Genomic DNA, 23,066 nt, shown 5'->3' on the forward strand with positions numbered 1-23,066 from the left:
GGTACCTCATCAGCCGGTTAGGCGTGCCCGGCAGCGCTGGGGTCAGCGAGGCCGGGCGTTTCTTATCTACTTCACCTGGGTGGTGGCGAAGTTATTAGTGGTGAGGGGGCTAATTTGATAGCCCTCTACGTTGGTGCGCATTGCGGTGAACATACGGGTGTGCGCCATGCTGATCCACGGCTGGTCCTGATTGAAAACGGCCTGGGCCTGTTCGTAGAGCGCCGTGCGTTCGTCCGGGTTCACTTTAGCCCGGGCTTCGTCGATCAACGTCTGGAACTTTTCATTGCACCAGCGAGCGTAGTTTTCGCCGTTCTTGGCGGCTTCGCAACTGAGCATAGGCGTCAGGAAATTATCCGGGTCGCCGTTATCGCCAGCCCAACCGGCGGACACCATATCGTGCTCGCCGTTTTTCGCGCGCTTGAGCATTTCGCCCCATTCCATGACACGAATATCGACCTTGATCCCGACCTTGGCCAGGTCGGCCTGCATCATCTGCGCGCCGAGCATCGGGTTCGGGTTGGTCGGGCCGCCGCCGTTGCGGGTGAACAGGGTGAACACGGTGCCATCCGGCACGCCGGCTTCCTTGAGCAGGGCGCGAGCCTTGTCCAGGTCACGCGGCGGGTTGGTCAGTTTGTGGTTGTAGCCCAGCAGGGTGTCCGGGTACGGGTTGACCGCTACCGTCGCATTGCCTTTGCCGAATAGCGCGTTGACGTAGGCTTCCTTATCGAACGCGATGTCGATGGCTTTACGCACGCGCACATCACTCATGTACTTGTGCGAGGTGTTCATCGCGATGTACGAAACGGTCATCGCATTGAGCTCATCAACTTTCAGGTTGGTGTCTTTCTTGATGCTCGGGATGTCATCCGGTTTCGGATACAGCGCGATCTGGCACTCGTTGGCCTTGAGCTTTTGCAGGCGCACGTTGTTGTCGGTGGCAATCGCCAGAATCAGCGAATCAGCCGGTGGTTTGCCGCGGAAGTAGTCCGGGTTGGCCTTGAAGCGAACCTGAGCGTCCTTGGCGTAACGCTGGAAGACGAACGGGCCGGTGCCGACCGGTTTGTTGTTCAGGTCGCCCGTTTTGTCGGCCTTGAGCAACTGGTCTGCGTACTCGGCGGAGTAGATCGAGGAGAAGGCCATGGCGATGTCGGCCAGGAACGGCGCTTCACGGCGGGTCAGGGTGAATTTGACCGTGTTGTCGTCGACTTTCTCGACGCTTTTGAGCAATTCTTTGAAGCCCATGCTTTCAAAGTACGGGAAGCCCACGCTCGACAGCTTATGCCATGGGTGTTTCGGGTCCAGTTGACGCTGGAAGCTCCAGACCACATCGTCGGCATTCATGTCGCGGGTCGGCTTGAAGTAATCGGTGGTGTGAAACTTGACGCCTTTGCGCAGGTGGAACGTGTAGGTCAGACCGTCGTCGCTGATGTCCCACGACTCGGCCAGTGCCGGGATCACGTCAGTGGTGCCGGGCTTGAAGTCCGCCAGACGATTGAAGATGGTTTCGGCCACCGCATCGGCTGTGACTGCAGTCGTGTACTGGACCATATCGAAGCCTTCCGGACTGGCTTCGGTACAGACCACCAAGGGTTTGGCCGAGACGCCGACGGCGACACTCAGCAACGCGGCAGCGATGGCCGCTCGTAGGGGAAGCATTTTCATCTAGAGCCCTCTGCAATCGGTTGAACAGAAAAGCCAGACGGCCGACTCATCATGAGTCAGCCGCAGGCATACGTTTTACAAAATGTTGAACGGGATGGTGGTCACGAGACGGAACTCGTTGATGTTGCCGTCAGCCTGATTTTCGCTGGCACGGTGAGTGGTGTACGTCGCGCGGATGGCGGTAGCCTTGAGTGGGCCGCTCTGCACGGCGTAGGACGCGCCGATGCCGTATTCGTAGTGGGTTTCGCCGTCCATCAGGCTCAGGTCGCCGCGCTTGGCGCCCGGATCGGTGTAAGCCGTGCCGCGGTAGTGAGTACCGTCAATGCCCCAGCCGCGCGCCTGGTAGATGTTGAACTTCAGGCCTGGCACGCCGTATTCGGCCATGTTCAGGCCGTAGGCAATCTGGAAGGATTTCTCGTTCGGGCCGTTGAAGTCCGACAGCAAGGAGTTGGCCAGGTAGATGCCGTTGGTTTCGTGCAGGTAGTCGAAATACGTGTCGCCGTTCACTTCCTGGTACGAGAAGGTCAGGCTGTGAGCCTGGTGAGTCAGGCCGAGTGACAGCGAGTAGGTGTCGTTGTCGATCTCACCCATCAACTTTTTGCCTTCGTCGACGGTTTTGTAGTAGTTCAGGCCGGTGGTCAGACTCAGCACCTGGCTGTCACCCAGCTCGTGGGTGGCGCCGAAGTAGTACTGGTTCCAGAAGTCTTCGACGTTGGCGCCGTACAGGCTGGTTTTCAGGCTCTTGAACGGCTGGTAGTTCACGCCTGCGGTGTAGACCTTGTCGGTTTCAACGCCGGTGGCGGAGTACTCGCTGCGGAACTTCGACAGGCTCTGTTCGGTACGTGGCGAAACGCGGTCGAAACCGGCCAGGTCGAACGACAGGTTATTGAATTCTTCGCTGTGCAGGCTGATACCTTCAAAGCTCGAAGGCAGTGCGCGGTTGCCGATGACATCAACGATTGGAGTGCTGAAGTTCTGACGACCGGCGGTCAAGGTGGTGTTCGATACACGGAACTTGGCGTTGGCCAGACCCAGTTTGCTCCACTGGTCGACGGCATCGCCGTTGGAGTCTGCCAGGGTGCGGTTGGAGCCGCCGGCAATATCCTTGCGGTCACGGTCCAGAACGATGGCGTTGTAGGCGGCGACTTCGGTGCTGACGCCAACGGTGCCCTGGGTGAAGCCCGAGGTGTAGTTGACGATAGTGCCCTGAACCCAGTTGATACGACGTGGTGTCGGGGTGCTAGGGGCGCTCGGATCGTTCTTCACGCTGTTTTTCTTGTAGCTGAAGGTGTCGTCACGACGTTTCAGTTCGTTGGCATACCAGTTACGCGTTGTGCCGCCCAGGCTTTGTCCATCGATAAAGCCTTTGGCCTCGCTTTGGGCGCTACTGCCGGCCAATGTGGTAGGGACAAACTCCTGACTTGCAGGTTCTGCGTAAGCCGTGGCGGTCACGCTGCTGATGGCCAAGGCCAATAACGCGGTGCTGCTCAGTTTCATGGGTGAAGCTCCTTACTTTCTTTTTTTAAATGCCGGTCTTTTTTGGTGATCCGGCTATTTGGTTTAGAACTCATGCAGGCATCGCAAACGTTTGCTATAGGCCAGATTGGCGAATTACGGCAATACGCTTGCATGAGGGCGGAATCCGCCCCCAGCGTTTTGGTTAATCGGTTATTGGTCGATACTGACGCCCGAGAACACGTTCCGACCGAAAGGACTCACCTTGAATCCTTCGACTTTGGCGCTCAACGGCTGGTTGACCGTCGAGTGGGCGACAGGCGTGATCGGCACTTGCTGCTTGAGCAATTGCTGAGCCTGTTTGTAGAGCACGGTGCGCTGGTCGCGGTCGGTGACGACCTTGGCCTGCTTGATCAGCTTGTCGTAGGCCGGATCACACCACATGGAGTAGTTGTTGCCGCCAATGGCATCGCAGCTGTAAAGCGTGCCGAGCCAGTTGTCCGGGTCACCATTGTCACCGGTCCAGCCGATCAGGCTGATGTCGTGCTCGCCGTTCTTGGTGCGCTTGATGTACTCGCCCCATTCGTAGCTGACGATCTTGACCTTGAGGCCGATCTTCGCCCAATCCGCCTGGAGCATTTCGGCCATCAGCTTGGCGTTGGGGTTGTACGGACGCTGAACCGGCATGGCCCAGAGGGTGATTTCGGTGCCTTCCTTGACGCCGGCAGCCTTGAGCAATTCCTTGGCTTTTTCCGGGTTATAGGCGGCGTCCTTGACGGTATCGTCGTAGGACCATTGGGTCGGTGGCATGGCGTTTTGCGCCAGTTGCCCGGCGCCTTGATACACCGCGTTGAGAATGCCTTGCTTGTTCACCGCCATGTCCAGCGCCTGGCGCACTTCAAGCTGGTCGAACGGTTTGTGCCGCACGTTATAGGCGATGTAACCAAGGTTGAAGCCAGGCTTTTCGATCAGTTGCAGTTTCGGATCGTTTTTCAGCGCGGTCACGTCGGCCGGGCGCGGGTGCAGGGTGATCTGGCATTCGTTGGCCTTGAGCTTCTGCACGCGCACCGAGGCGTCGGTGTTGATGGCGAAAATCAGGTTGTCGAGCTTGACCCGGCTCGGGTCCCAGTACTGCTTGTTGCCGCTGTAACGGATGTTGGAATCTTTCTGGTAGCTCTTGAACACGAACGGGCCAGTGCCGATCGGCTTCTGGTTGATCTCGCTCGGCTTGCCGGAGGCCAGTAACTGGTCGGCGTATTCGGCAGACAGGATCGCGGCGAAGCTCATGGCGATGTTCTGGATGAATGCGGCGTCGACGCTGTTGAGCGTCATCACCACGGTCAGCGGCCCGGTCTTCTCGACCTTGGCGATGTTCTTGTTCAGGCTCATCCCGTTGAAATACGGGAACTCGGTCGGATAAGCCTTACGGAAGGGTTGCTGTGGATCGAGCATACGATTGAAGGTGAACAGCACGTCATCGGCGTTGAAATCGCGGGTCGGTGTGAAGTATTTGGTCGTGTGAAATTTCACCCCTTCGCGCAGGTGAAACGTGTACTTGAGACCGTCCTCGGAAATATCCCAGCTCGTTGCCAGGCCCGGTACGACGTTAGTGGCGCCTTTTTCAAATTCTGCCAATCGGTTGTACAGCGGCTCGGCGGCGTCGTTATCGGTCGCCGTGGTGTATTGCGCAGTGTCGAAGCCTGCGGGGCTGCCTTCGGAGCAGAACACCAGGCTGTTATTGGCGGCCTGGCTGATGGAAGTGACGGCCAGCAGGCCGGTGCTCAGCAATGCGGATAAAACCAAGGTATGGCGCATGACGCTCCCTCTTTTTAGTGTTGTGCAATGAGCCGTGGTCCCGTCCGGAAACGTGGGGCTTCATTGATCTCAAACCATTGCACGCAGCAAACCGAGAGCCCACGCATGAACTGGTCAGATCCCGACGGTATGAGCCGTGGGTCTGGCAGTAAATGCGTAAATGCCTGAAAGACTCGTAGGAAAAGGCGACGCGTCCTAAACCTCTGCTGTGGTGCGCAGCGGATTTGGCTGTCAGTTGATTCCTACTTTCTCGGCAGATAAAGCAACGGCAACGTGAATAACGTCGCCGTTGCCAAACCTTATTTGCTGACGCTGACGCCGTAGAAGGAGTTCAAGCCAAACGGGCTGATCTTGAAGTCCTGCACGTTGTCGCGCATGGGTTGGAACACCGTCGAGTGAGCGATAGGTGTCATTGGAACGGCGTCTTTGAGGACGTGTTGCGCCTGTTTGTACAGTTCGGTGCGCTTGGCCTGATCGGTAGTGCGCTTGGCTTCTTTAACGATGCCGTCGAATTTCTTGTCGCACCACTTGGAGAAGTTGTTGCCCTGCAGAGAGTCGCAGCCGAACAGTACGTTCAGCCAGTTGTCCGGGTCACCATTGTCGCCGCTCCAGCCGATGATCATCGCCTGGTTCTCGCCGCCCTTGGAACGCTTGATGTATTCGCCCCATTCGTAGGTGACGATCTTGGCCTTGATACCGACCTTGGCCCAGTCGGACTGTAGCATTTCCGCCATCAGCTTGGCGTTCGGGTTGTAAGGACGCTGCACCGGCATCGCCCACAGGTTGATCTCGGTGCCTTCCTTGATGCCGGCTTCCTTGAGCAGCGCTTTAGCTTTCTCAGGGTTGTACGGCGCATCCTTGATGGTGGTGTCATAAGACCATTGGGTCGGTGGCATGGCGTTGACAGCCAGTTGGCCGGCGCCCTGGTAAACCGAGTCGATGATCTGTTGCTTGTTGACGGCCATGTCCAGTGCCTGACGCACTTTCAACTGGGCCATCGGGTTTGGCTGATCACTGCCCTTGATCTTGTCCATCACGTTATAGGCGATGTAACCCAGGTTGAAACCGGCCTGATCAGGCACCTTCAGGGTCTTGTCTTCCTTCAGCGCCTTCAAGTCGGCTGGACGTGGGAACAGAGTGATCTGGCACTCGTTCTTCTTCAGCTTCTGAATACGCACCGACGGGTCGGTGGTGATGGCGAAGATCAAGTTGTCGATCTTCACGTCGTCAGGCTTCCAGTAGTCCTTGTTCCCGGTGTAGCGGATGTTGGAGTCTTTCTGGTAGCTCTTGAACACAAACGGGCCAGTACCGACCGGCTTCTGGTTGATGTCGGCGGCTTTGCCTTCCTTGAGCAGCTGGGCAGCGTACTCGGCGGACTGGACCGAGGCGAAACTCATGGCCATGTTCTGAATGAACGCGGCATCAACTTCTTTGAGGGTGAACTTGACGGTGTGGTCGTCGACTTTATCGATCTTGGTGATGTTGGTATCCATCCCCATGTCGGTAAAGTACGGGAATTCGGTCGGGTACGCCTTACGGAACGGGTCATCCTTGTTAATCATGCGATTGAAGGTGAACAGCACGTCGTCGGCGTTGAACTCACGAGTCGGCTTGAAGTACGGGGTGGTGTGGAACTTGACGCCTTCACGCAGGTGGAAGGTGTAAGTCAGGCCGTCATCAGAGATGTCCCACTTGGTCGCCAGACCAGGAACAACGGCGGTGCCGCCGCGCTCGAACTGGGTCAGACGGTTGAACATGGTTTCTGCAGAGGCGTCGAAGTCGGTTCCGGTGGTGTACTGACCAGGATCAAAACCGGCCGGGCTCCCTTCGGAGCAAAACACCAGGTTAGTCGCAGCGACGGCGAAAGGTGCGCTGGCTAATAAGCTTGCGCCGACTAAAAACGGAATGACCGCGTGTTTAAGCATGGTGGCCTCATGATTTGTTGTCATTTTTGGAATTAGAGGACGACCTCGTGAGTCGACCTGCGGATACTTACGCAGGGGCCATACCCAATGCAAGATCCGGAATGGTTACAAACCTTAAACAGTGGCACGAACGTACCTTAATGTCGCATATGTATAATTACTGACGCATTTGACCGTTTGCGCAGGTTTTTTACGGTGCAAATCGCGCACCGACAAGGGGCAACCGGGGCGTTTGGCGCACCCGGTTGGAGCCTGGTGTTACTTATTTATACCCACTCCATAGAAGGGGGTAAGGCCGAAAGGGCTGATCTTGAAGTCGGTGACTTCCTTGCGCAGTGGCTGGAACACCGTCGAATTCGCAATCGGTGTAATCGGCACCTGTTGCTTAAGGATTTGCTGTGCCTGTTGGTACAGGTTGACCCGCTGCTGTTTGTCCGTGGACACCTTGGCTTGCTGCACCAGCTTGTCGTAGGCCGGGTCGCACCACTTGGCGTAGTTGCTGCCTTTCACCGCGGCGCAGCTATAGAGCACGCCGAGCCAGTTGTCCGGGTCACCGTTGTCGCCTGTCCAGCCGTAAATCATGGCGTCGTGTTCGCCGTTCTTGGCGCGCTTGATGTACTCGCCCCATTCGTAACTGACGATGTTGGCCTTGATACCGACTTTCTCCCAATCCTGCTGGATCATCTGTGCCGACATCCGCGCGTTGGGGTTGGAGGCACGCTGCACGGTCATGGCCCACAAATCGATAGTAGTACCGGGCGCAACCCCTGCTTCTTTTAGTAGCGCGCGGGCTTTGGTCGGGTCGTGCGGTGCGTCTTTGATACTCGGGTCATAGGACCATTGCGCCGGCGGCAAAGCGTTCTGCGCCAGTTGCCCGGCACTCTGGTAGACCGCTTTGATGATCGCCGGTTTGTCGATAGCCATGTCCAGGGCTTGACGGACCTTGAGCTGGTCCAGTGGCGGATGGGTCACGTTGTAGGCGAGGAAGCCGAGGTTGAAACCGGCTTGTTTGAGTACCCGCAAGTTTGGATCTTTCTCCATCACTTCAATGTCTGCCGGGCGCGGGTAGCCGCTGACCTGGCACTCGCCGGCCTTGAGTTTCTGCAAGCGCACGGCGGCGTCGGGTGTGATCGAGAAAATCAGGTTATCGAGTTTCACGTCCTCGGGTTTCCAGTAGGCCTTGTTGGCGGCGTAGCGGATCTGCGAGTCCTTTTGATAGCGCTTGAACACGAAGGGGCCGGTGCCGACCGGTTTCTGGTTGAGGTCGGCAGCTTTGCCTTCTTTCAACAATTGCGCGGCGTATTCGGCGGACTGCACCGAGGCGAAGCTCATGGCGAGGTTTTGTACGAACGCGGCGTCGATGTTGTTCAGGCTGAAGCGCACGGTGTGGTCGTCGGTCTTGTCGATGCTTTTGATCGTGGTGTTCAGGCCCATGTCGGTGAAGTACGGCGACTCGGCGGGGTAGGCTTTACGGAACGCATTCTGCGGGTCGAGCAGGCGCTGGAAGGTGAACAACACGTCGTCGGCGTTGAAGTCGCGGGTCGGGGTGAAGTAGTCGGTGGTGTGGAATTTCACGCCGTCGCGCAGGTGAAAGGTGTAGCTGAGGCCGTCCTTGGACACTTCCCAGCTAGTGGCCAGACCGGGTTCGACTTCGGTGCCGCCGCGTTTGAATTGGGTGAGGCGGTTGAAGACGGTTTCGGCGGAGGCGTCGAAGTCGGTGCCGCTGGTGTATTGGCTGGGGTCGAAGCCGGCGGGGCTGGCTTCGGAGCAGTAGACCAGGGTGGTGGCGGCTTGGGCGAGTGGGGCGGTGGAGGCGATTGTGGCGAGGGTAAGGGCGAGTAGAAGTGGTTTGACGGTGGTTCTTTCCATGGAGTCCCCGAGGGCTTGGCGGCGGTGTTTTCCTGAGGGTAGCGTTGTTGGTGAGATTGACGGAAATATCCGTTTGTAAGGGAGACCCCTCTATCTCGGCATATTCAAGCTGGTTGTTGGCTTGGCGGCCTTTTAGTCGACCAGTCTATGGCGGGTGTACACAATCCCACGTAGGAGCTGTGTCAGATGAGCATTCGGCGTCAGACGTGAGATTGATCGTTCCAACGCTCCCGCGTGGGAATGCCGCCAGGGACGCTCTGCGTTCCGCTTTTGAATGTTTAACGGGTGTGTCAGAACTCAGACCTTTCCCACGCATTTTTCAGGTTGTCGGTCGGACGCGGGCTCAATAACCTTTGGCTGTCGCTGACAACTCAGCGATCGGGTGTGAGAGCCCGGCAACTTATGGTCATCCAGTGTCTGTACACGCATAATCGCTGCCAGCTTATTGCTGCCTGCAAATGCGTTATGGCGGCTGTGTGCGGGCGGACTTCGGTCCGGCCGGGTGTCCATAACCGGTCTTCTCACCTCGCACATAGCTGCCACCTCTTCGCCGTGTGAGAAGCGGCAAGTGGAGGCTCCAACGCTGGAGAAATTTTTCAATGGACAAATTAATCCCCGACCCACCCTTCAATACCACCACACCCAACGCAGAAGCATCGCGCACCGAAGAATTACTCAAAGACCGCGAAGCCATAAAACGCGCCCTCGACTACTACCTTGATCCCCCCGCGCAATACACAGAAAAACCCCGTCGCCCCAGCACCATGTTCATGGTCGCCCCGGATGTCGGCACCGAAAGCCTGCTGGCCCACGCCTACGAATCGTTGGCCTCAGCGAGTGTCCTGGCCAGTGATTTCGCCAACAATCTGATTGGCCCGCAGCGCCACACGGCATTGGCGATTCAACAGGTCATCATGGTGGCGGAATTGGCGGTGAACCGGGCGTTGGATAACGTCGATCCGGCGTAGACATACCGCAAACAATGTGGGAGCGGGCTTGCTCGCGAAGACGGCGGCACATCCAACATCGCAGTGACTGACACACCGCTTTCGCGAGCAAGCCCGCTCCCACAGGATTTGTGCTGATTTGAAATTGGCGCATGACCTTGTGGGAGCGGCGGTGCGACGATTCGACTTGCCCGCGATTGACGGCAGGTCAATCAACACAAGGCCTGACGGACAAACTCCATTTCTTCAGGGCACAAAAAAACCGGCGATCACTTATTGATCGCCGGTTTTCGTTTAACCCTTATCCAATCACTGCATCAACACTTCAATCGCCCCATCCGCCGTCATGCTGACCTGGCTGGTCCCAGCTTCAACTTCCGGGGTCACCGGCGCAGAGTCCATGCCGGCAGCTTTCATCATCATCGGCCCGCGCATGTACGGTTGTGGATAACCGTTGCTGTTGAGGTTCAGGTTGACGATTTTGTAGCTTTTGCCGCCCAGGGCATCGGTGGCCAGTTGGGCGCGGGACTTGAAGGCGGTCACGGCTTCTTTGAGCAGGGCGTCTTCGCTGGCTTTGCGGGTTGGGGTGGCGATGGCGAAGTCCATGCCGCCCATTTTCAGGTCGGTGAGCAGTTCGCCGGTGAGTTTGGAGAGGGCAGCGAAGTCCGAGCTTTCCAGGCGCAGTTCGGCGCGTTCACGCCAGCCGGTGATTTTCTGGCCTTTGGTGTCGTAGATCGGGTAGCTGTTGCGGCTACCCTGACGCAGGGTGATGTCTTTGACTTCTTTAGCCTGGGCCAGTGCTTTGTTCATGGTGGTACTGACGTCGGCGGCGAGTTTGGCCGGGTCGGTGTTTTGCTCTTCGGTGTAGAGGGTCACGATCATCAGGTCGCGGGCCACTTCCTGGCTGACTTCGGCGCGCAGGGAGATCTGGTTGTAATGCAGTTCGTCGACGGCCAAGGCCGGGAGGCTGACGACGGTGCCAACGCTTAAGGCAAGAAGGGCGGCGCTGCGGCGCAATGTGTGCATGAAAAGCTCCTTGGACGGTGCGCAGGGGTTGAGGTCCGAACCTGCGTGAAACCATCAGACTCTAGCTTCAATGGCCCGGTTCGCACAGTTACAACTTCTATACAGATGGAAGGCAGGTGACCCTGTGGCGAGGGGGCTTGCCCCCGTTGGACTGCGAAGCAGTCCCAAATCCTGCCACCGTGTTCTATCAGTCAATCCGCGTCAGCCGATCTGCGTCTGCTTCGCAGCCGAACGGGGGCAAGCCCCCTCGCCACAGGGTTATTTCGTCACAGATACATTGCTTGGTGGCTGTGGTCGTTTGCCGCACTTTCGCCTCTCAGGCCCGCGGCTTGGTTATACTCCGTGCGATCCGCCTGGAGCGCTCATCAGGAGAGCTCATGCTCGCCCCCGTTCAAATCACTTCCGCCACTCGCCAGAACCTCTGGCGGCTCACGTTCATCCGCACGTTGGTGCTGGCCGCTCAGGCCGGTTCCGTAGGCCTGGCCTACTGGTTTGACCTGCTGCCGTTGCCTTGGCTGCAATTGGCGATCACCCTCGGTTTTTCCATGGTGCTCTGCGCGCTGACCGCGATTCGCCTGCGCACGTCGTGGCCGGTGACCGAGCTCGAATACGCCGTGCAACTGGCCTGCGACCTGTTTATCCACAGTGCCTTGCTGTACTTCTCAGGCGGTTCGACCAATCCGTTCGTCTCTTATTACCTGGTGCCGCTGACCATCGCCGCCGTGACGCTGCCGTGGCGCTATTCGGTGATTCTGTCGGGAATCGCCCTGGCGCTTTATACGTTGCTGCTGGCGCGGTTCTACCCGCTGGAAACATTCCCTATCGCCCGCGAGAACTTGCAGATTTACGGCATGTGGCTGAGCTTTGCTCTGGCGGCAGCGGTGATCACGTTCTTCGCCGCTCGCATGGCCGAGGAGCTGCGTCGTCAGGAAGAATTGCGCGCCATTCGTCGTGAAGAAGGCCTGCGCGATCAGCAATTGCTGGCCGTCGCGACCCAGGCTGCCGGCGCCGCCCATGAACTGGGCACGCCGCTGGCGACCATGAGCGTGTTGCTCAAGGAAATGCGTCAGGACCATCCAGACCCGCTATTGCAGGACGATTTGAGCGTGCTGCAGGATCAGGTCAAACTCTGCAAAGAGACCTTGCAGCAGTTAGTTCGGGCGGCGGAAGCCAATCGTCGCTTGGCGGTGGAGATGCAGGACGTCACCGACTGGCTCGACGAAGCCCTGAACCGCTGGCACCTGATGCGCCCGGAAGCCAGTTACCGCTTCCAGCGCCTGGGCCAGGGGACCGTGCCGCGCATGGCGCCGCCGCCGGATCTGACCCAAGCCCTGCTAAATTTGCTGAACAACGCCGCCGATGCGTGCCCCGAAGGCTTGCAAGTGACCCTGGACTGGAATGCCGAGGATTTGACCATCAGCATTCGCGACCATGGCGCCGGTGTGCCACTGGCCATTGCCGAGCAGATTGGCAAACCGTTTTTTACCACCAAGGGCAAAGGTTTCGGCCTGGGCCTGTTTTTGAGCAAGGCCAGCGTGACACGCGCCGGCGGCTCAGTGAAACTCTACAGTCATGAGGAAGGTGGCACGCTTACCGAGCTGCGCCTGCCCCGTGTCGCCCGAGGAGACGAACATGAGTGACGAGATCCAAGTCGAAGGCGAAGAACTGCCGCATTTGCTGCTGGTAGACGACGACGCAACCTTTACCCGCGTGATGGCCCGCGCCATGGCCCGCCGCGGTTTTCGCGTCAGCACAGCAGGTTCCGCCGAAGAAGGCCTGACCATCGCCCAGGCCGACATCCCGGATTACGCCGCCCTTGATCTGAAAATGGACGGCGATTCGGGCCTGGTGTTGCTGCCGAAACTGCTCGAACTGGACCCGGAAATGCGCGTAGTGATCCTCACCGGTTACTCGAGCATTGCCACCGCCGTCGAGGCGATCAAGCGCGGCGCCTGCAATTACCTGTGCAAACCGGCGGACGCCGATGACGTGCTGGCCGCGTTGCTCTCCGAGCACGCCGACCTCGACACGCTGGTGCCGGAAAACCCGATGTCCGTGGACCGCCTGCAGTGGGAGCACATCCAGCGCGTACTGACCGAGCACGAAGGCAACATCTCCGCTACTGCCCGCGCCTTGGGCATGCACCGCCGCACGCTGCAACGCAAACTGCAGAAGCGTCCGGTCCGTCGCTGAACCGGCGCTGAACAATTGTTGTCACACCTCGTTACAAGCCGGGTCGATCATTTATGATCGGCTCGTGTGTGTTCTTTTCTTTATCGAGCCTTATCCATGAATCAGAACGCTGAATATTCCGCGGTCAACGATGCTGTGCGCGGGCAGTTTTTTCGCAAAGTCTGGGCGATGACCACGCCTTACTGGCGCAGCGAAGAGAAGGGCAAGGCCTGGACGTTGCTGATCGCGGTGATCGCATTGTCGCTGGTCAGCGTGGGGCTCTCGGTGTGGTTCAACACCTGGTACAAGGATTTTTACAACGCCCTGCAACAAAAGGACGAGGCGGCCTTCTGGCGGCTGATCCTGTATTTCTGCGGGATCGCCGCGGTGGCAATCATCGCTGCCGTCTACCGGCTCTATCTGACCCAGATGCTGACCATCCGCTGGCGAGCCTGGCTCACCGAAAAGCATTTTGCCCGCTGGCTCGGCAACAAGAATTACTACCAGCTGGAACAGGGCGGTTACACCGATAACCCGGACCAGCGGATTTCCGAAGACCTCAACAACTTCACCTCGAACACCCTGGAACTGGGCATTGGTTTGCTTCGCAACATTGTCAGCCTGGTGTCGTTCTCGATCATTCTGTGGGGCGTGTCGGGCAGTATCGAAGTGTTCGGTTTCACCATTCCCGGCTACATGTTCTGGTGTGTGCTGGTCTATGCCGTGATCGGCAGCTGGCTGACGCATTTGATCGGCCGCCGTTTGATCGGCCTGAACAACCAGCAACAACGTTTCGAAGCCGACCTGCGTTTTTCCATGGTCCGGGTTCGCGAAAATGCCGAAAGCATTGCGTTGTACAACGGTGAGCCCAATGAAAACCGTCGTTTGAGCAGCCGTTTCGGCATGGTCTGGCGCAATTTCTGGGACATCATGAAGGTGTCCAAGCGTCTGACGTTCTTCACCTCCGGTTATAGCCAGGCCGCCATCATCTTTCCGTTCATGGTCGCTGCACCGCGTTACTTCGCTGGCAAGATCGAACTCGGCGATCTGATGCAAATCAGTTCGGCGTTCGGTAACGTGCAGGAGAGTTTCAGCTGGTTTATCAGTGCGTATCAGAATCTCGCTGCGTGGCGCGCCACGTGTGATCGTCTGCTGAGTTTCCGTCAGGCCATGACCGACAACGAAGAACGCGCACCGGCCATCGACGTGCAGAATCATGGCTCGGCGTTGAAGGTGCATAACCTTGGTCTCGACCTCGCTGACGGTCGTCACCTGCTGACCAACGCCGACATGACGGTGGAGGAGGGCGAGCGCGTCATGCTCAGCGGTCGTTCCGGCAGCGGCAAATCGACGTTGCTGCGGGCGATGGGGCACCTTTGGCCGGCCGGCCACGGCAGCATCCGCCTGCCGACGGGGCGTTATCTGTTCCTGCCGCAAAAACCGTATCTGCCGATTGGCACTTTGCGCGAGGCGCTGAGTTATCCACAGCCCGGCGACACCTACCCGCACGAGCGCTACGTCCACGTGCTGGAAACCTGCCGCTTGCCACACCTGGTTTCGCGTCTGGATGAAGCCAACCACTGGCAGCGCATGCTTTCGCCGGGCGAGCAGCAACGACTGGCCTTCGCTCGTGCGCTGCTTTATGCGCCGCAATGGCTGTACATGGACGAAGCGACTTCGGCGATGGATGAAGAGGATGAAGCGTCGCTGTATCAGGCGTTGATCGATGAATTACCGGGGCTGAGCATCGTCAGCGTCGGGCATCGCAGCAGCCTGAAGCGTTTCCATCCACGGCATGTGCGTATCGAGAATGGCCATTTGGTGGATCAGACGGTGACCGCATAAACACCACTTGACCTGTGGGAGCGGGCTTGCCCGCGATGGCCTCGACGCGGTTCACCTGCAGAACCGCGTTATCGTTCATCGCGGGCAAGCCACGCTCCCACAGGGAGTGGTGGTGATCGTACAACCGTGTTGAGCTATGATGCGGTTTCAGCCGCTTTTTTCGAGACAGACGTTCACCATGGAAAACCCGATCGACGCACCTCGCCTCCCTCGCAAGCGCCGCAGCCTCGCTCAGGAACTGGTGACGGTGCTGTCCGAGCAGATCCGCGACGGTCACCTCAAACGTGGCGACAAATTGCCCACCGAGTCGGCGATCATGGATGCCCATGGCGTCAGCCGCACCGTGGTGCGCGAAGCGATTTCCCGTTTGCAGGCAGCAGGGCAAGTTGAAACCCGTCACGGCATCGGCACCTTCGTGCTCGACACTCCAAGCCCGAGCGGTTTTCGTATCGACCCGGCCACTGTGGTAACGCTGCGGGATGTGCTGGCAATTCTGGAGCTGCGTATCAGCCTGGAAGTGGAATCCGCCGGCCTTGCCGCGCAACGTCGCAGCGCTGAGCAGTTGGCGTTGATGCGAGCGGCGCTGGACGCGCTGAATGAAAGCGCCTCCCACGCCAGCGATGCGGTGGCTTCGGACTTCCAGTTCCATCTGCAAATTGCCTTGGCCACCGGCAATCGCTACTTCACCGATATCATGACCCACTTGGGCACCAGCATCATTCCGCGCACGCGCCTCAACTCTGCGCGCCTGGCCCACGACGATCAGCAGCACTACATGAGTCGCCTGAGTCGCGAGCATGAAGAGATTTATGACGCAATTGCCCGCCAGGATTCCGATGCGGCGCGGGCGGCCATGCGTTTGCACCTGACGAATAGCCGCGAGCGGTTGCGCCAGGCGCATGAAGAGGCGCAGGCACAGCGGGGATAGGTTTGCAGGTTGGGTGATTTGCTGCCTGACAGATCGCTTTCGCGAGCAAGCCCGCTCCCACACTTGATCTCGGTTGTTCACAAAAAATGCGTTCACCGAAGATCCAATGTGGGAGCGGGCTTGCTCGCGAAAGGGCCGGCGGCCATCTCGCAGTAACTTCAGCCAGTCCTCAAAATCGAACGATCCACCCTCACCGCCAACTCAGCAGCCCCAGGTTTGGCATCGAAGACCGCATGCCCGCGCTCATCCACGACCGTCCGGGCAATCGGCACGCCTTTGGACAGCAACTCCAGCGGCGCACCTTTCAGCGATTGGCCAGAAACCAGTTCCAGTTTCAGTTTGATAGTCATCAGTGATCTCCTTATCAGGCATTGGCCGCTGAGTTCAGCACGCCGGTTGGTTGGTAGTCCTTGAGCAGCAGATAGGTACTCCAGCCCCACCAGTCGTCAACGGTGGCGGTATCGTTGAGGTTGTTGACGTCCTTGCGCCGCAACACCTTGTTGCCCTCGACTTTGAACAGTGGCGAGAAATTGCCTGCCGGGTTCCGTACCGCTTGCAGGTCGGGCAGCCTTTTCAACGCTGCAAAGCTGCCGGCCGACAGGGCAGTGCCACTGAGGTACGCCGCGAACACTTCATCCGCAGACACCTGAACCGCTTGATTCACCTGGGCGCGATTGGCGCTGTCGATGGCATCGAAGTAGCGCTTGTCGCCGTAGGCGTGCCAGCGATCGCCGTTGCCATTGCTCACGTTGAGGCCGAACTTGCTGTCTTCATCGTGCATGAAGCGGGTAATCAGCGAGCCGAGATCACTGGGCGTGACCACCGCCGCCAACTGTTTGCGCGGTACTCGCAGGTGGCCGGCGGAATACAGGTCGGTCAGGTAGTGATCGGCAAAAGCGTTCATCGCATAGGCCAGCTCCAACTGCTTTTCATCGCCGCTGTTGTGGGCCAGCACTGCTTGTTGCAGCGCTGACGTGTGCCCGGCGATGTAGGCCAGCAACGCCCATTCGGCAAAGTGGTCGGCATTGTTGGCGGCCAGCTTCAGATAACGCCCCAAAGGGAACAGCGCGGAGACGAAGCTGCCGCCGCCGGTGATCTTGTTCCACTCTTCCGACAACGTATCACCGAGGGCGTCATAAGCCTCGTGAGGCTGTTTGCCGTCCCTGATCGCTTGATTGATGGCGGCGATTTCCTTCTGCATGACACTGAGGATCAGCTTCGCCTCGGCGTTTGAGGCCGGCAGTACCGCCAGGGAGTTGAAGGCGTTGGTAAAGCGCTGGATTCGGTCTGCGGCTGTTGTGCCTTCGCAGATCGGTTGATCGGGAATTCCATAAAAATCACCCCCCAGCGCAATCACTTGTCCATAGGTCAATGCCAGGCCATTGGGCAGGTGCAACTCCACCTGCGAGGCCGGTATGGCAGGTGCATCCTTGACGAAGCGCAGCAGGGTGCTGTCGCCGATCGCGGTATGTTCTGCACCCTCAAACCTCAACTGGGGCGCGCCTTTCAGCGCATTTTTTGGTGGCGTCGACAGCAGGCCCTGGCGCTGATGTTTGAGGCCGTGATGGCTGCCGGCGGTGAGTTTAAGGGTGTCGCCATTGCCAGAAAGGGCGATGCCGTGCTCGGTAAAAAGATCATCCAGATCGGCAATGACCTGTCGGGTATTTTCCTTCGGTTGTGCGTGTAGACCTGACATTTCTAGCTCCTTGATATGTCGTAGGTAGAATCAAATTTAGCTGTATGTATATACAGCTATCTGGATCATAGATGAGAACTTTCCTACGTCAAGGAATTACTTTTTCCGACGCGAATTTTGCGGCTCGCGATGAAATGCAGTTGACGGTTGTATTTTAAGTTGTACGATGACCTACAACTTCGGCGAAGGCTGAACGGTTTTCTCACACAACGTTGCTACCCAGGGTGTTCGAATAATGAATCCACAAGAACTGAAGTCCATCCTTTCTTCCGGCCTGCTGTCGTTCCCGGTCACCGACTTCAATGCTCAGGGCGATTTCCATCGCGCGGGCTATATCAAACGTCTCGAATGGCTGGCCCCATACGGCGCCTCGGCATTGTTCGCCGCGGGCGGCACCGGTGAGTTCTTCTCTCTGGCGGCCAGCGAATATTCGGAAATCATCAAGACAGCCGTCGACACCTGCGCGACCAGCGTACCGATCCTGGCCGGTGTCGGCGGTTCGACTCGTCAAGCCATCGAATACGCTCAGGAAGCCGAGCGTCTGGGCGCCAAAGGCCTGTTGCTGCTGCCGCACTACCTGACCGAAGCCAGCCAGGACGGTGTTGCCGACCACGTTGAAGCGGTCTGCAAATCAGTAAAAATCGGCGTGGTGGTTTACAACCGCAACGTCTGCCGCCTGACCGCTCCTTTGCTGGAACGTCTGGCCGAGCGCTGCCCGAACCTGATCGGTTACAAGGATGGCCTGGGCGATATCGAGTTGATGGTGTCGATCCGTCGCCGCCTCGGTGATCGTTTCAGCTACCTGGGCGGTTTGCCGACCGCTGAAGTCTACGCCGCGGCCTACAAGGCGCTGGGCGTGCCGGTTTACTCCTCGGCGGTGTTCAACTTCATCCCGAAAACCGCGATGGATTTCTACCACGCCATTGCTCGCGAAGATCACGCCACCGTCGGCAAGATCATCGACGACTTCTTCCTGCCGTACCTGGACATCCGTAACCGCAAGGCCGGTTACGCGGTGAGCATCGTCAAGGCCGGGGCAAAAATCGCAGGCTTCGACGCAGGTCCTGTGCGTGCGCCGCTGACCGATCTGACGGGCGAAGAGTACGAAATGCTCGCCGCGCTGATCGACAAGCAGGGTGCGCAATAACACTCGATAAAACCAAGGCCGCTGAGCGATCAGCGGCTTTTTGCGTGAGGAGAGATTTCAGTGGCTGATTCAATGCGTTTCGATAACTACATCAACGGCGAATGGGTGGCGGGCAGTGATTACTGCGCCAACATCAACCCGTCCGAGCTGACCGATACCATCGGCGACTATGCCAAGGCCGATCTGGCTCAGGTCCACGCCGCTATCGACGCTGCTCGCGCCGCGTTCCCGGCCTGGTCCACTTCGGGTATTCAGGCTCGCCACGATTCACTGGATAAAGTCGGCAGCGAGATCCTCGCCCGCCGCGAAGAGCTCGGCACTTTGCTGGCCCGGGAAGAGGGCAAGACTCTGCCCGAAGCCATCGGCGAAGTGACTCGCGCCGGCAACATCTTCAAGTTCTTCGCCGGTGAATGCCTGCGCCTGTCCGGCGACTATTTGCCGTCGGTGCGTCCGGGCGTCAACGTTGAAGTGACCCGTGAAGCGTTGGGTGTGGTCGGCCTGATCACCCCGTGGAATTTCCCGATTGCGATCCCGGCGTGGAAAATCGCTCCGGCCCTGGCTTACGGCAACTGCGTCGTGCTGAAACCTGCTGATCTGGTTCCGGGCTGTGCCTGGGCGCTGGCGGAAATCATCTCCCGCGCAGGCTTCCCGGCCGGCGTGTTCAACCTGGTGATGGGCAGCGGTCGCGTGGTTGGCGATGCGCTGGTGCAGAGCCCGAAAGTCGACGGCATCAGCTTCACCGGTTCCGTGGGCGTGGGTCGTCAGATCGCCGTCAGCTGCGTCTCGCGTCAGGCCAAGGTTCAGCTGGAAATGGGCGGCAAGAACCCGCAGATCATTCTGGATGACGCCGACCTCAAACAAGCGGTCGAGCTGTCGGTACAGAGCGCATTCTATTCCACCGGCCAGCGTTGCACCGCGTCGAGCCGCTTCATCGTCACCGCCGGGATTCACGACAAATTCGTTGAAACCATGGCCGAGCGCATGAAGTCGATCAAGGTTGGCCACGCGCTGAAAACCGGCACTGATATCGGTCCGGTCGTCTCGCAGGCTCAGCTTGAACAAGACATGAAGTACATCGACATCGGCCAGTCCGAAGGTGCGCGTCTGGTCAGCGGCGGTGGCTTGGTGACCTGCGACACCGAAGGCTACTTCCTCGCCCCGACGCTGTTTGCCGACAGCACAGCGGCGATGCGTATCAGCCGCGAAGAGATCTTCGGCCCGGTAGCCAATATCGTTCGCGTCGCCGATTACGAGGCGGCGCTGGCCATGGCCAACGACACCGAGTTCGGTCTGTCGGCGGGCATCGCTACCACGTCGCTGAAGTACGCCAACCACTTCAAACGCCACTCCCAGGCCGGGATGGTGATGGTCAACCTGCCGACCGCCGGCGTGGATTACCACGTTCCGTTTGGTGGGCGTAAAGGTTCATCCTATGGATCACGTGAGCAAGGTCGCTATGCGCAAGAGTTTTATACGGTCGTAAAAACCAGCTACATCGGCTCCTGACAGGAAACACCGCGGTATCGGTATCGATACCGCAACACAACAGATTCACCCGCGCATAAAAATAATCAGTGGGAGTACATCTACAATGCAATCGACCAAGCCGACTCACGTCCGCTATTTGATCCTGCTCATGCTGTTTCTGGTGACCACGATCAACTATGCCGACCGGGCCACCATCGCAATCGCCGGCTCCAGCCTGCAAAAAGACCTCGGCATCGACGCGGTCACCCTCGGTTATATCTTCTCCGCATTCGGTTGGGCCTACGTGGCCGGGCAAATTCCCGGTGGCTGGCTGCTGGACCGTTTCGGTTCGAAAAAAATCTACGCGCTGAGCATTTTCACCTGGTCGCTGTTCACCGTGCTGCAGGGCTATGTCGGTGAGTTCGGCATGTCCACGGCGGTGGTTGCGCTGTTCATGCTGCGCTTTTTGGTGGGCCTGGCCGAAGCGCCATCCTTCCCCGGCAACGCACGCATCGTGGCGGCCTGGTTTCCGACAGCAGAACGCGGTACCGCCTCGGCGATCTTCAACTCGGCGCAATACTTTGCCACCGTGTTGTTCGCGCCGCTGATGGGCTGGATCGTTTATTCCTTCGGCTGGCAGCATGTGTTCATCGTCATGGGCGTGATCGGCATTGTCTTCTCGGGGATCTGGCTGAAGGTGATCTACAGCCCGCGCCAACACCCGATGATCAACGACGCCGAGTTCAAGCACATCGCCGACAACGGCGGCATGGTCGACATGGACCAGGACAAAGGCAAAGGCAAAAAGGGCGACGGTCCGAAGTGGGACTACATCCGCCAGCTGCTGACCAACCGCATGATGCTCGGCGTGTATCTGGGCCAGTACTGCATCAACGGCATCACCTACTTCTTCCTGACCTGGTTCCCGGTGTACCTGGTGCAGGAACGCGGCATGACCATCCTCAAGGCCGGTTTCATTGCTTCGTTGCCAGCGATCTGCGGGTTTATCGGTGGTGTGCTCGGCGGGGTGATTTCCGATTACCTGCTGCGTAAAGGCCACTCGCTGACCTTCGCCCGCAAGGCGCCGATCATCGCCGGCCTGCTGGTTTCCAGTAGCATCGTGGCCTGCAACTATGTAGACGTTGAATGGATGGTCGTTGGCTTCATGGCCTTGGCATTCTTCGGCAAAGGCGTCGGTGCGTTGGGCTGGGCGGTGGTGTCTGACACTTCGCCGAAACAGATCGCCGGTCTCAGCGGTGGCCTGTTCAACACCTTCGGCAACATCGCGTCGATCACCACGCCGATCGTTATTGGTTACATCATCAGCTCCACCGGCTCGTTCAAATGGGCGTTGGTGTTCGTTGGTTGCAACGCGCTGGTGGCGGTGTTCAGCTATCTGGTGATCGTTGGCCCGATCAAACGTGTGGTGCTCAAAGAGCCGCCAGTCAGCGGTCCTGAAACCAACAATAAGTTATCTGAAGCGCATTCCTGAGGAGCGGCGTCATGCAGTTGATTGAACATTCCGACTCGCCGCGCTACATCCGCCTGCACGAGCGGGACAATGTGGTGATCGTGGTCAACGATCAGGGCGTGCCGGCCGGCACTGAATTCCCCGATGGCCTGGTCACCGTGGATTTTGTGCCGCAGAGCCACAAGGTCACGCTCGAGGACATTCCCGAGGGCGGCCAGGTGATTCGTTACGGCCAGACGATCGGCTACGCGTTGCAGCCGATTTCTCGCGGCAGCTGGGTCAAGGAAGATCAACTGCGCATGCCGACCGCGCCACCGCTGGACAGCTTGCCGCTGTCCACCGAGGTGCCGGCCGCGCAGGCACCGCTGGAAGGCTTCACCTTCGAGGGTTATCGCAACGCCGACGGCACCGTCGGCACGCGCAACATTCTCGGCATCACCACCACCGTGCAGTGCGTTACCGGCGTGCTGGATCATGCGGTGAAGCGCATCAAGGACGAGTTGCTGCCCAAGTACCCTAACGTCGACGACGTGGTGGCGCTGACCCACAGTTACGGCTGCGGCGTGGCGATCACCGCCACCGACGCGTACATCCCGATTCGCACTGTGCGCAACTTGGCGCGCAATCCGAACCTGGGTGGTGAAGCGCTGGTGATCAGCCTGGGCTGCGAGAAATTGCAGGCCGGGCAGGTGATGCACGAGAACGACAGTTCGGTCGATCTCAGCGAGCCGTGGTTATACCGTTTGCAAGATTCCAGTCACGGTTTTACCGAGATGATCGAGCAGATCATGGCGCTGGCCGAGACTCGTTTGAAGAAGCTCGACCTGCGTCGTCGGGAAACCGTGCCGGCGTCCGAGCTGATCCTTGGTATGCAGTGCGGCGGCAGCGATGCGTTCTCTGGCATCACCGCCAACCCGGCGCTCGGTTATGCCTCGGACCTGTTGCTGCGGGCCGGTGCGACGGTGATGTTTTCCGAAGTCACTGAAGTGCGCGACGCGATTTACCTGCTGACGTCCCGCGCCGAAACCGAGGATGTCGCTCAGGAACTGGTGCGGGAAATGGACTGGTACGACCGTTACCTGGCCAAGGGCGAAGCGGATCGCAGTGCCAACACCACGCCGGGGAACAAGAAGGGCGGGTTGTCGAACATTGTCGAGAAGTCCCTGGGCTCAATCGTCAAATCCGGCAGCAGCGCGATCAACGGGGTGCTTGGCCCTGGCGAGCGCTTCAAGCGCAAAGGTCTGATTTTCTGCGCGACCCCGGCCAGTGATTTTGTCTGCGGAACGTTGCAGTTGGCGGCGGGGATGAACCTGCATGTGTTCACCACCGGGCGGGGTACGCCTTATGGGTTGGCGATGGCACCGGTGGTGAAGGTGTCGACCCGCACAGAACTGGCGCAGCGCTGGCCGGACCTGATTGACATCGATGCCGGGCGGATTGCCACCGGGCGGGCGTCGATTGAGGAGCTTGGCTGGGAGTTGTTCCACTACTACCTGGACGTGGCCAGCGGCAAGAAACAGACGTGGGCGGAGCAGCATAAGCTGCATAACGACATTACCTTGTTCAACCCTGCGCCTATTACCTGAGACCGAGTCGCCTGCTTCGCGAGCAAGCCCGCTCCCACAGTGGATTTTCGCCGTG

At 58.7% G+C, this 23,066-nt stretch carries 17 protein-coding genes; 9 read left to right on the forward strand and 8 right to left on the reverse strand.

Annotation, left to right across the window (positions count from 1 at the left end; translation table 11 throughout):
• Positions 1–66: 66 nt before the first annotated feature.
• The 5 genes from KVG95_RS19775 to KVG95_RS19795 all read right to left on the reverse strand — a co-directional run bounded on the left by KVG95_RS19775 (position 67) and on the right by KVG95_RS19795 (position 8,726).
• Positions 67–1,662 (reverse strand): ABC transporter substrate-binding protein, encoded by a 1,596-nt coding sequence (locus KVG95_RS19775; RefSeq protein ID WP_217857623.1) that lies wholly within the window; start codon positions 1,660–1,662, stop codon positions 67–69.
• A gap of 75 nt (positions 1,663–1,737) precedes the next feature.
• Positions 1,738–3,159, reverse strand: a complete 1,422-nt coding sequence (locus tag KVG95_RS19780; protein ID WP_217857624.1) for an OprD family porin — start codon at positions 3,157–3,159, stop codon at positions 1,738–1,740.
• A 171-nt stretch (positions 3,160–3,330) separates the two neighbouring features.
• Positions 3,331–4,932 carry an ABC transporter substrate-binding protein gene (locus tag KVG95_RS19785; protein ID WP_217857625.1) on the reverse strand — a complete coding sequence of 534 codons (1,602 nt, stop codon included), beginning with the start codon at positions 4,930–4,932 and terminating at the stop codon, positions 3,331–3,333.
• A gap of 299 nt (positions 4,933–5,231) precedes the next feature.
• Positions 5,232–6,857, reverse strand: coding sequence for an ABC transporter substrate-binding protein (locus tag KVG95_RS19790; RefSeq protein ID WP_217857626.1), 1,626 nt, complete (start codon positions 6,855–6,857; stop codon positions 5,232–5,234).
• A 258-nt stretch (positions 6,858–7,115) separates the two neighbouring features.
• Positions 7,116–8,726 (reverse strand): ABC transporter substrate-binding protein, encoded by a 1,611-nt coding sequence (locus KVG95_RS19795; protein ID WP_217857627.1) that lies wholly within the window; start codon positions 8,724–8,726, stop codon positions 7,116–7,118.
• 599 nt (positions 8,727–9,325) lie between these two features.
• Here KVG95_RS19795 and KVG95_RS19800 point away from each other — a divergent pair.
• A complete protein-coding gene (locus KVG95_RS19800; protein ID WP_217857628.1) occupies positions 9,326–9,694 on the forward strand; it encodes a DUF6124 family protein in 369 nt (122 codons plus the stop codon).
• Between the two features lie 288 nt (positions 9,695–9,982).
• Here KVG95_RS19800 and KVG95_RS19805 read toward each other — a convergent pair whose 3' ends face one another.
• A complete protein-coding gene (locus KVG95_RS19805; protein ID WP_038978941.1) occupies positions 9,983–10,699 on the reverse strand; it encodes an SIMPL domain-containing protein in 717 nt (238 codons plus the stop codon).
• A 377-nt stretch (positions 10,700–11,076) separates the two neighbouring features.
• Between KVG95_RS19805 and KVG95_RS19810 the strand changes: the two genes are divergently transcribed.
• The 4 genes from KVG95_RS19810 (at position 11,077) to KVG95_RS19825 (ending at position 15,644) form a co-directional block, all read left to right on the forward strand.
• Positions 11,077–12,339 (forward strand): ATP-binding protein, encoded by a 1,263-nt coding sequence (locus tag KVG95_RS19810; protein WP_007901384.1) that lies wholly within the window; start codon positions 11,077–11,079, stop codon positions 12,337–12,339.
• Entirely contained in the window at positions 12,332–12,892 is a 561-nt protein-coding gene (locus KVG95_RS19815) for a response regulator transcription factor (RefSeq protein ID WP_007901386.1), read from the forward strand. Before KVG95_RS19810 ends, KVG95_RS19815 begins: the two co-directional genes overlap by 8 nt.
• 96 nt (positions 12,893–12,988) lie before the next feature.
• Positions 12,989–14,716 carry an ABC transporter ATP-binding protein/permease gene (locus KVG95_RS19820; RefSeq protein WP_217857629.1) on the forward strand — a complete coding sequence of 576 codons (1,728 nt, stop codon included), beginning with the start codon at positions 12,989–12,991 and terminating at the stop codon, positions 14,714–14,716.
• A 178-nt stretch (positions 14,717–14,894) separates the two neighbouring features.
• Positions 14,895–15,644 (forward strand): FadR/GntR family transcriptional regulator, encoded by a 750-nt coding sequence (locus KVG95_RS19825; RefSeq protein ID WP_038978943.1) that lies wholly within the window; start codon positions 14,895–14,897, stop codon positions 15,642–15,644.
• A gap of 158 nt (positions 15,645–15,802) precedes the next feature.
• On the opposite strand, the gene KVG95_RS19830 is transcribed toward KVG95_RS19825, so the two are convergent.
• Both KVG95_RS19830 and KVG95_RS19835 read right to left on the reverse strand, forming a co-directional pair.
• A complete protein-coding gene (locus KVG95_RS19830) occupies positions 15,803–15,994 on the reverse strand; it encodes a hypothetical protein (RefSeq protein ID WP_217857630.1) in 192 nt (63 codons plus the stop codon).
• 14 nt (positions 15,995–16,008) lie between these two features.
• Complete coding sequence (locus KVG95_RS19835; protein ID WP_217857631.1) at positions 16,009–17,340, reverse strand: phospholipase; 1,332 nt, start codon at positions 17,338–17,340, stop codon at positions 16,009–16,011.
• 235 nt (positions 17,341–17,575) lie between these two features.
• Between KVG95_RS19835 and kdgD the strand changes: the two genes are divergently transcribed.
• The 4 genes from kdgD to garD all read left to right on the forward strand — a co-directional run bounded on the left by kdgD (position 17,576) and on the right by garD (position 23,011).
• Positions 17,576–18,487, forward strand: coding sequence for a 5-dehydro-4-deoxyglucarate dehydratase (kdgD, locus tag KVG95_RS19840; RefSeq protein ID WP_052965597.1), 912 nt, complete (start codon positions 17,576–17,578; stop codon positions 18,485–18,487).
• A 60-nt stretch (positions 18,488–18,547) separates the two neighbouring features.
• Positions 18,548–19,993, forward strand: coding sequence for an aldehyde dehydrogenase family protein (locus KVG95_RS19845; RefSeq protein WP_217857632.1), 1,446 nt, complete (start codon positions 18,548–18,550; stop codon positions 19,991–19,993).
• Between the two features lie 85 nt (positions 19,994–20,078).
• On the forward strand, positions 20,079–21,446 hold the full coding sequence (locus KVG95_RS19850) for an MFS transporter (protein WP_050682833.1): 1,368 nt from the start codon (positions 20,079–20,081) through the stop codon (positions 21,444–21,446).
• 11 nt (positions 21,447–21,457) lie between these two features.
• Entirely contained in the window at positions 21,458–23,011 is a 1,554-nt protein-coding gene (gene garD, locus KVG95_RS19855; protein WP_217857633.1) for a galactarate dehydratase, read from the forward strand.
• Positions 23,012–23,066: the final 55 nt, after the last annotated feature.

This window comes from Pseudomonas farris (genome assembly GCF_019145235.1).
Taxonomy (GTDB): Bacteria; Pseudomonadota; Gammaproteobacteria; order Pseudomonadales; family Pseudomonadaceae; genus Aquipseudomonas; species Aquipseudomonas farris.

Excerpts from the sequence above, each read along its gene's own strand:
- KVG95_RS19775 (WP_217857623.1), bottom strand. The coding sequence starts at position 1,662 with ATGAAAATGCTTCCCCTACGAGCGGCCATCGCTGCCGCGTTGCTGAGT.
- KVG95_RS19780 (WP_217857624.1), bottom strand. The coding sequence starts at position 3,159 with ATGAAACTGAGCAGCACCGCGTTATTGGCCTTGGCCATCAGCAGCGTG.
- KVG95_RS19785 (WP_217857625.1), bottom strand. The coding sequence starts at position 4,932 with ATGCGCCATACCTTGGTTTTATCCGCATTGCTGAGCACCGGCCTGCTG.
- KVG95_RS19790 (WP_217857626.1), bottom strand. The coding sequence starts at position 6,857 with ATGCTTAAACACGCGGTCATTCCGTTTTTAGTCGGCGCAAGCTTATTA.
- KVG95_RS19795 (WP_217857627.1), bottom strand. The coding sequence starts at position 8,726 with ATGGAAAGAACCACCGTCAAACCACTTCTACTCGCCCTTACCCTCGCC.
- KVG95_RS19800 (WP_217857628.1), top strand. The coding sequence starts at position 9,326 with ATGGACAAATTAATCCCCGACCCACCCTTCAATACCACCACACCCAAC.
- KVG95_RS19805 (WP_038978941.1), bottom strand. The coding sequence starts at position 10,699 with ATGCACACATTGCGCCGCAGCGCCGCCCTTCTTGCCTTAAGCGTTGGC.
- KVG95_RS19810 (WP_007901384.1), top strand. The coding sequence starts at position 11,077 with ATGCTCGCCCCCGTTCAAATCACTTCCGCCACTCGCCAGAACCTCTGG.
- KVG95_RS19815 (WP_007901386.1), top strand. The coding sequence starts at position 12,332 with ATGAGTGACGAGATCCAAGTCGAAGGCGAAGAACTGCCGCATTTGCTG.
- KVG95_RS19820 (WP_217857629.1), top strand. The coding sequence starts at position 12,989 with ATGAATCAGAACGCTGAATATTCCGCGGTCAACGATGCTGTGCGCGGG.
- KVG95_RS19825 (WP_038978943.1), top strand. The coding sequence starts at position 14,895 with ATGGAAAACCCGATCGACGCACCTCGCCTCCCTCGCAAGCGCCGCAGC.
- KVG95_RS19830 (WP_217857630.1), bottom strand. The coding sequence starts at position 15,994 with ATGACTATCAAACTGAAACTGGAACTGGTTTCTGGCCAATCGCTGAAA.
- KVG95_RS19835 (WP_217857631.1), bottom strand. The coding sequence starts at position 17,340 with ATGTCAGGTCTACACGCACAACCGAAGGAAAATACCCGACAGGTCATT.
- kdgD (WP_052965597.1), top strand. The coding sequence starts at position 17,576 with ATGAATCCACAAGAACTGAAGTCCATCCTTTCTTCCGGCCTGCTGTCG.
- KVG95_RS19850 (WP_050682833.1), top strand. The coding sequence starts at position 20,079 with ATGCAATCGACCAAGCCGACTCACGTCCGCTATTTGATCCTGCTCATG.
- garD (WP_217857633.1), top strand. The coding sequence starts at position 21,458 with ATGCAGTTGATTGAACATTCCGACTCGCCGCGCTACATCCGCCTGCAC.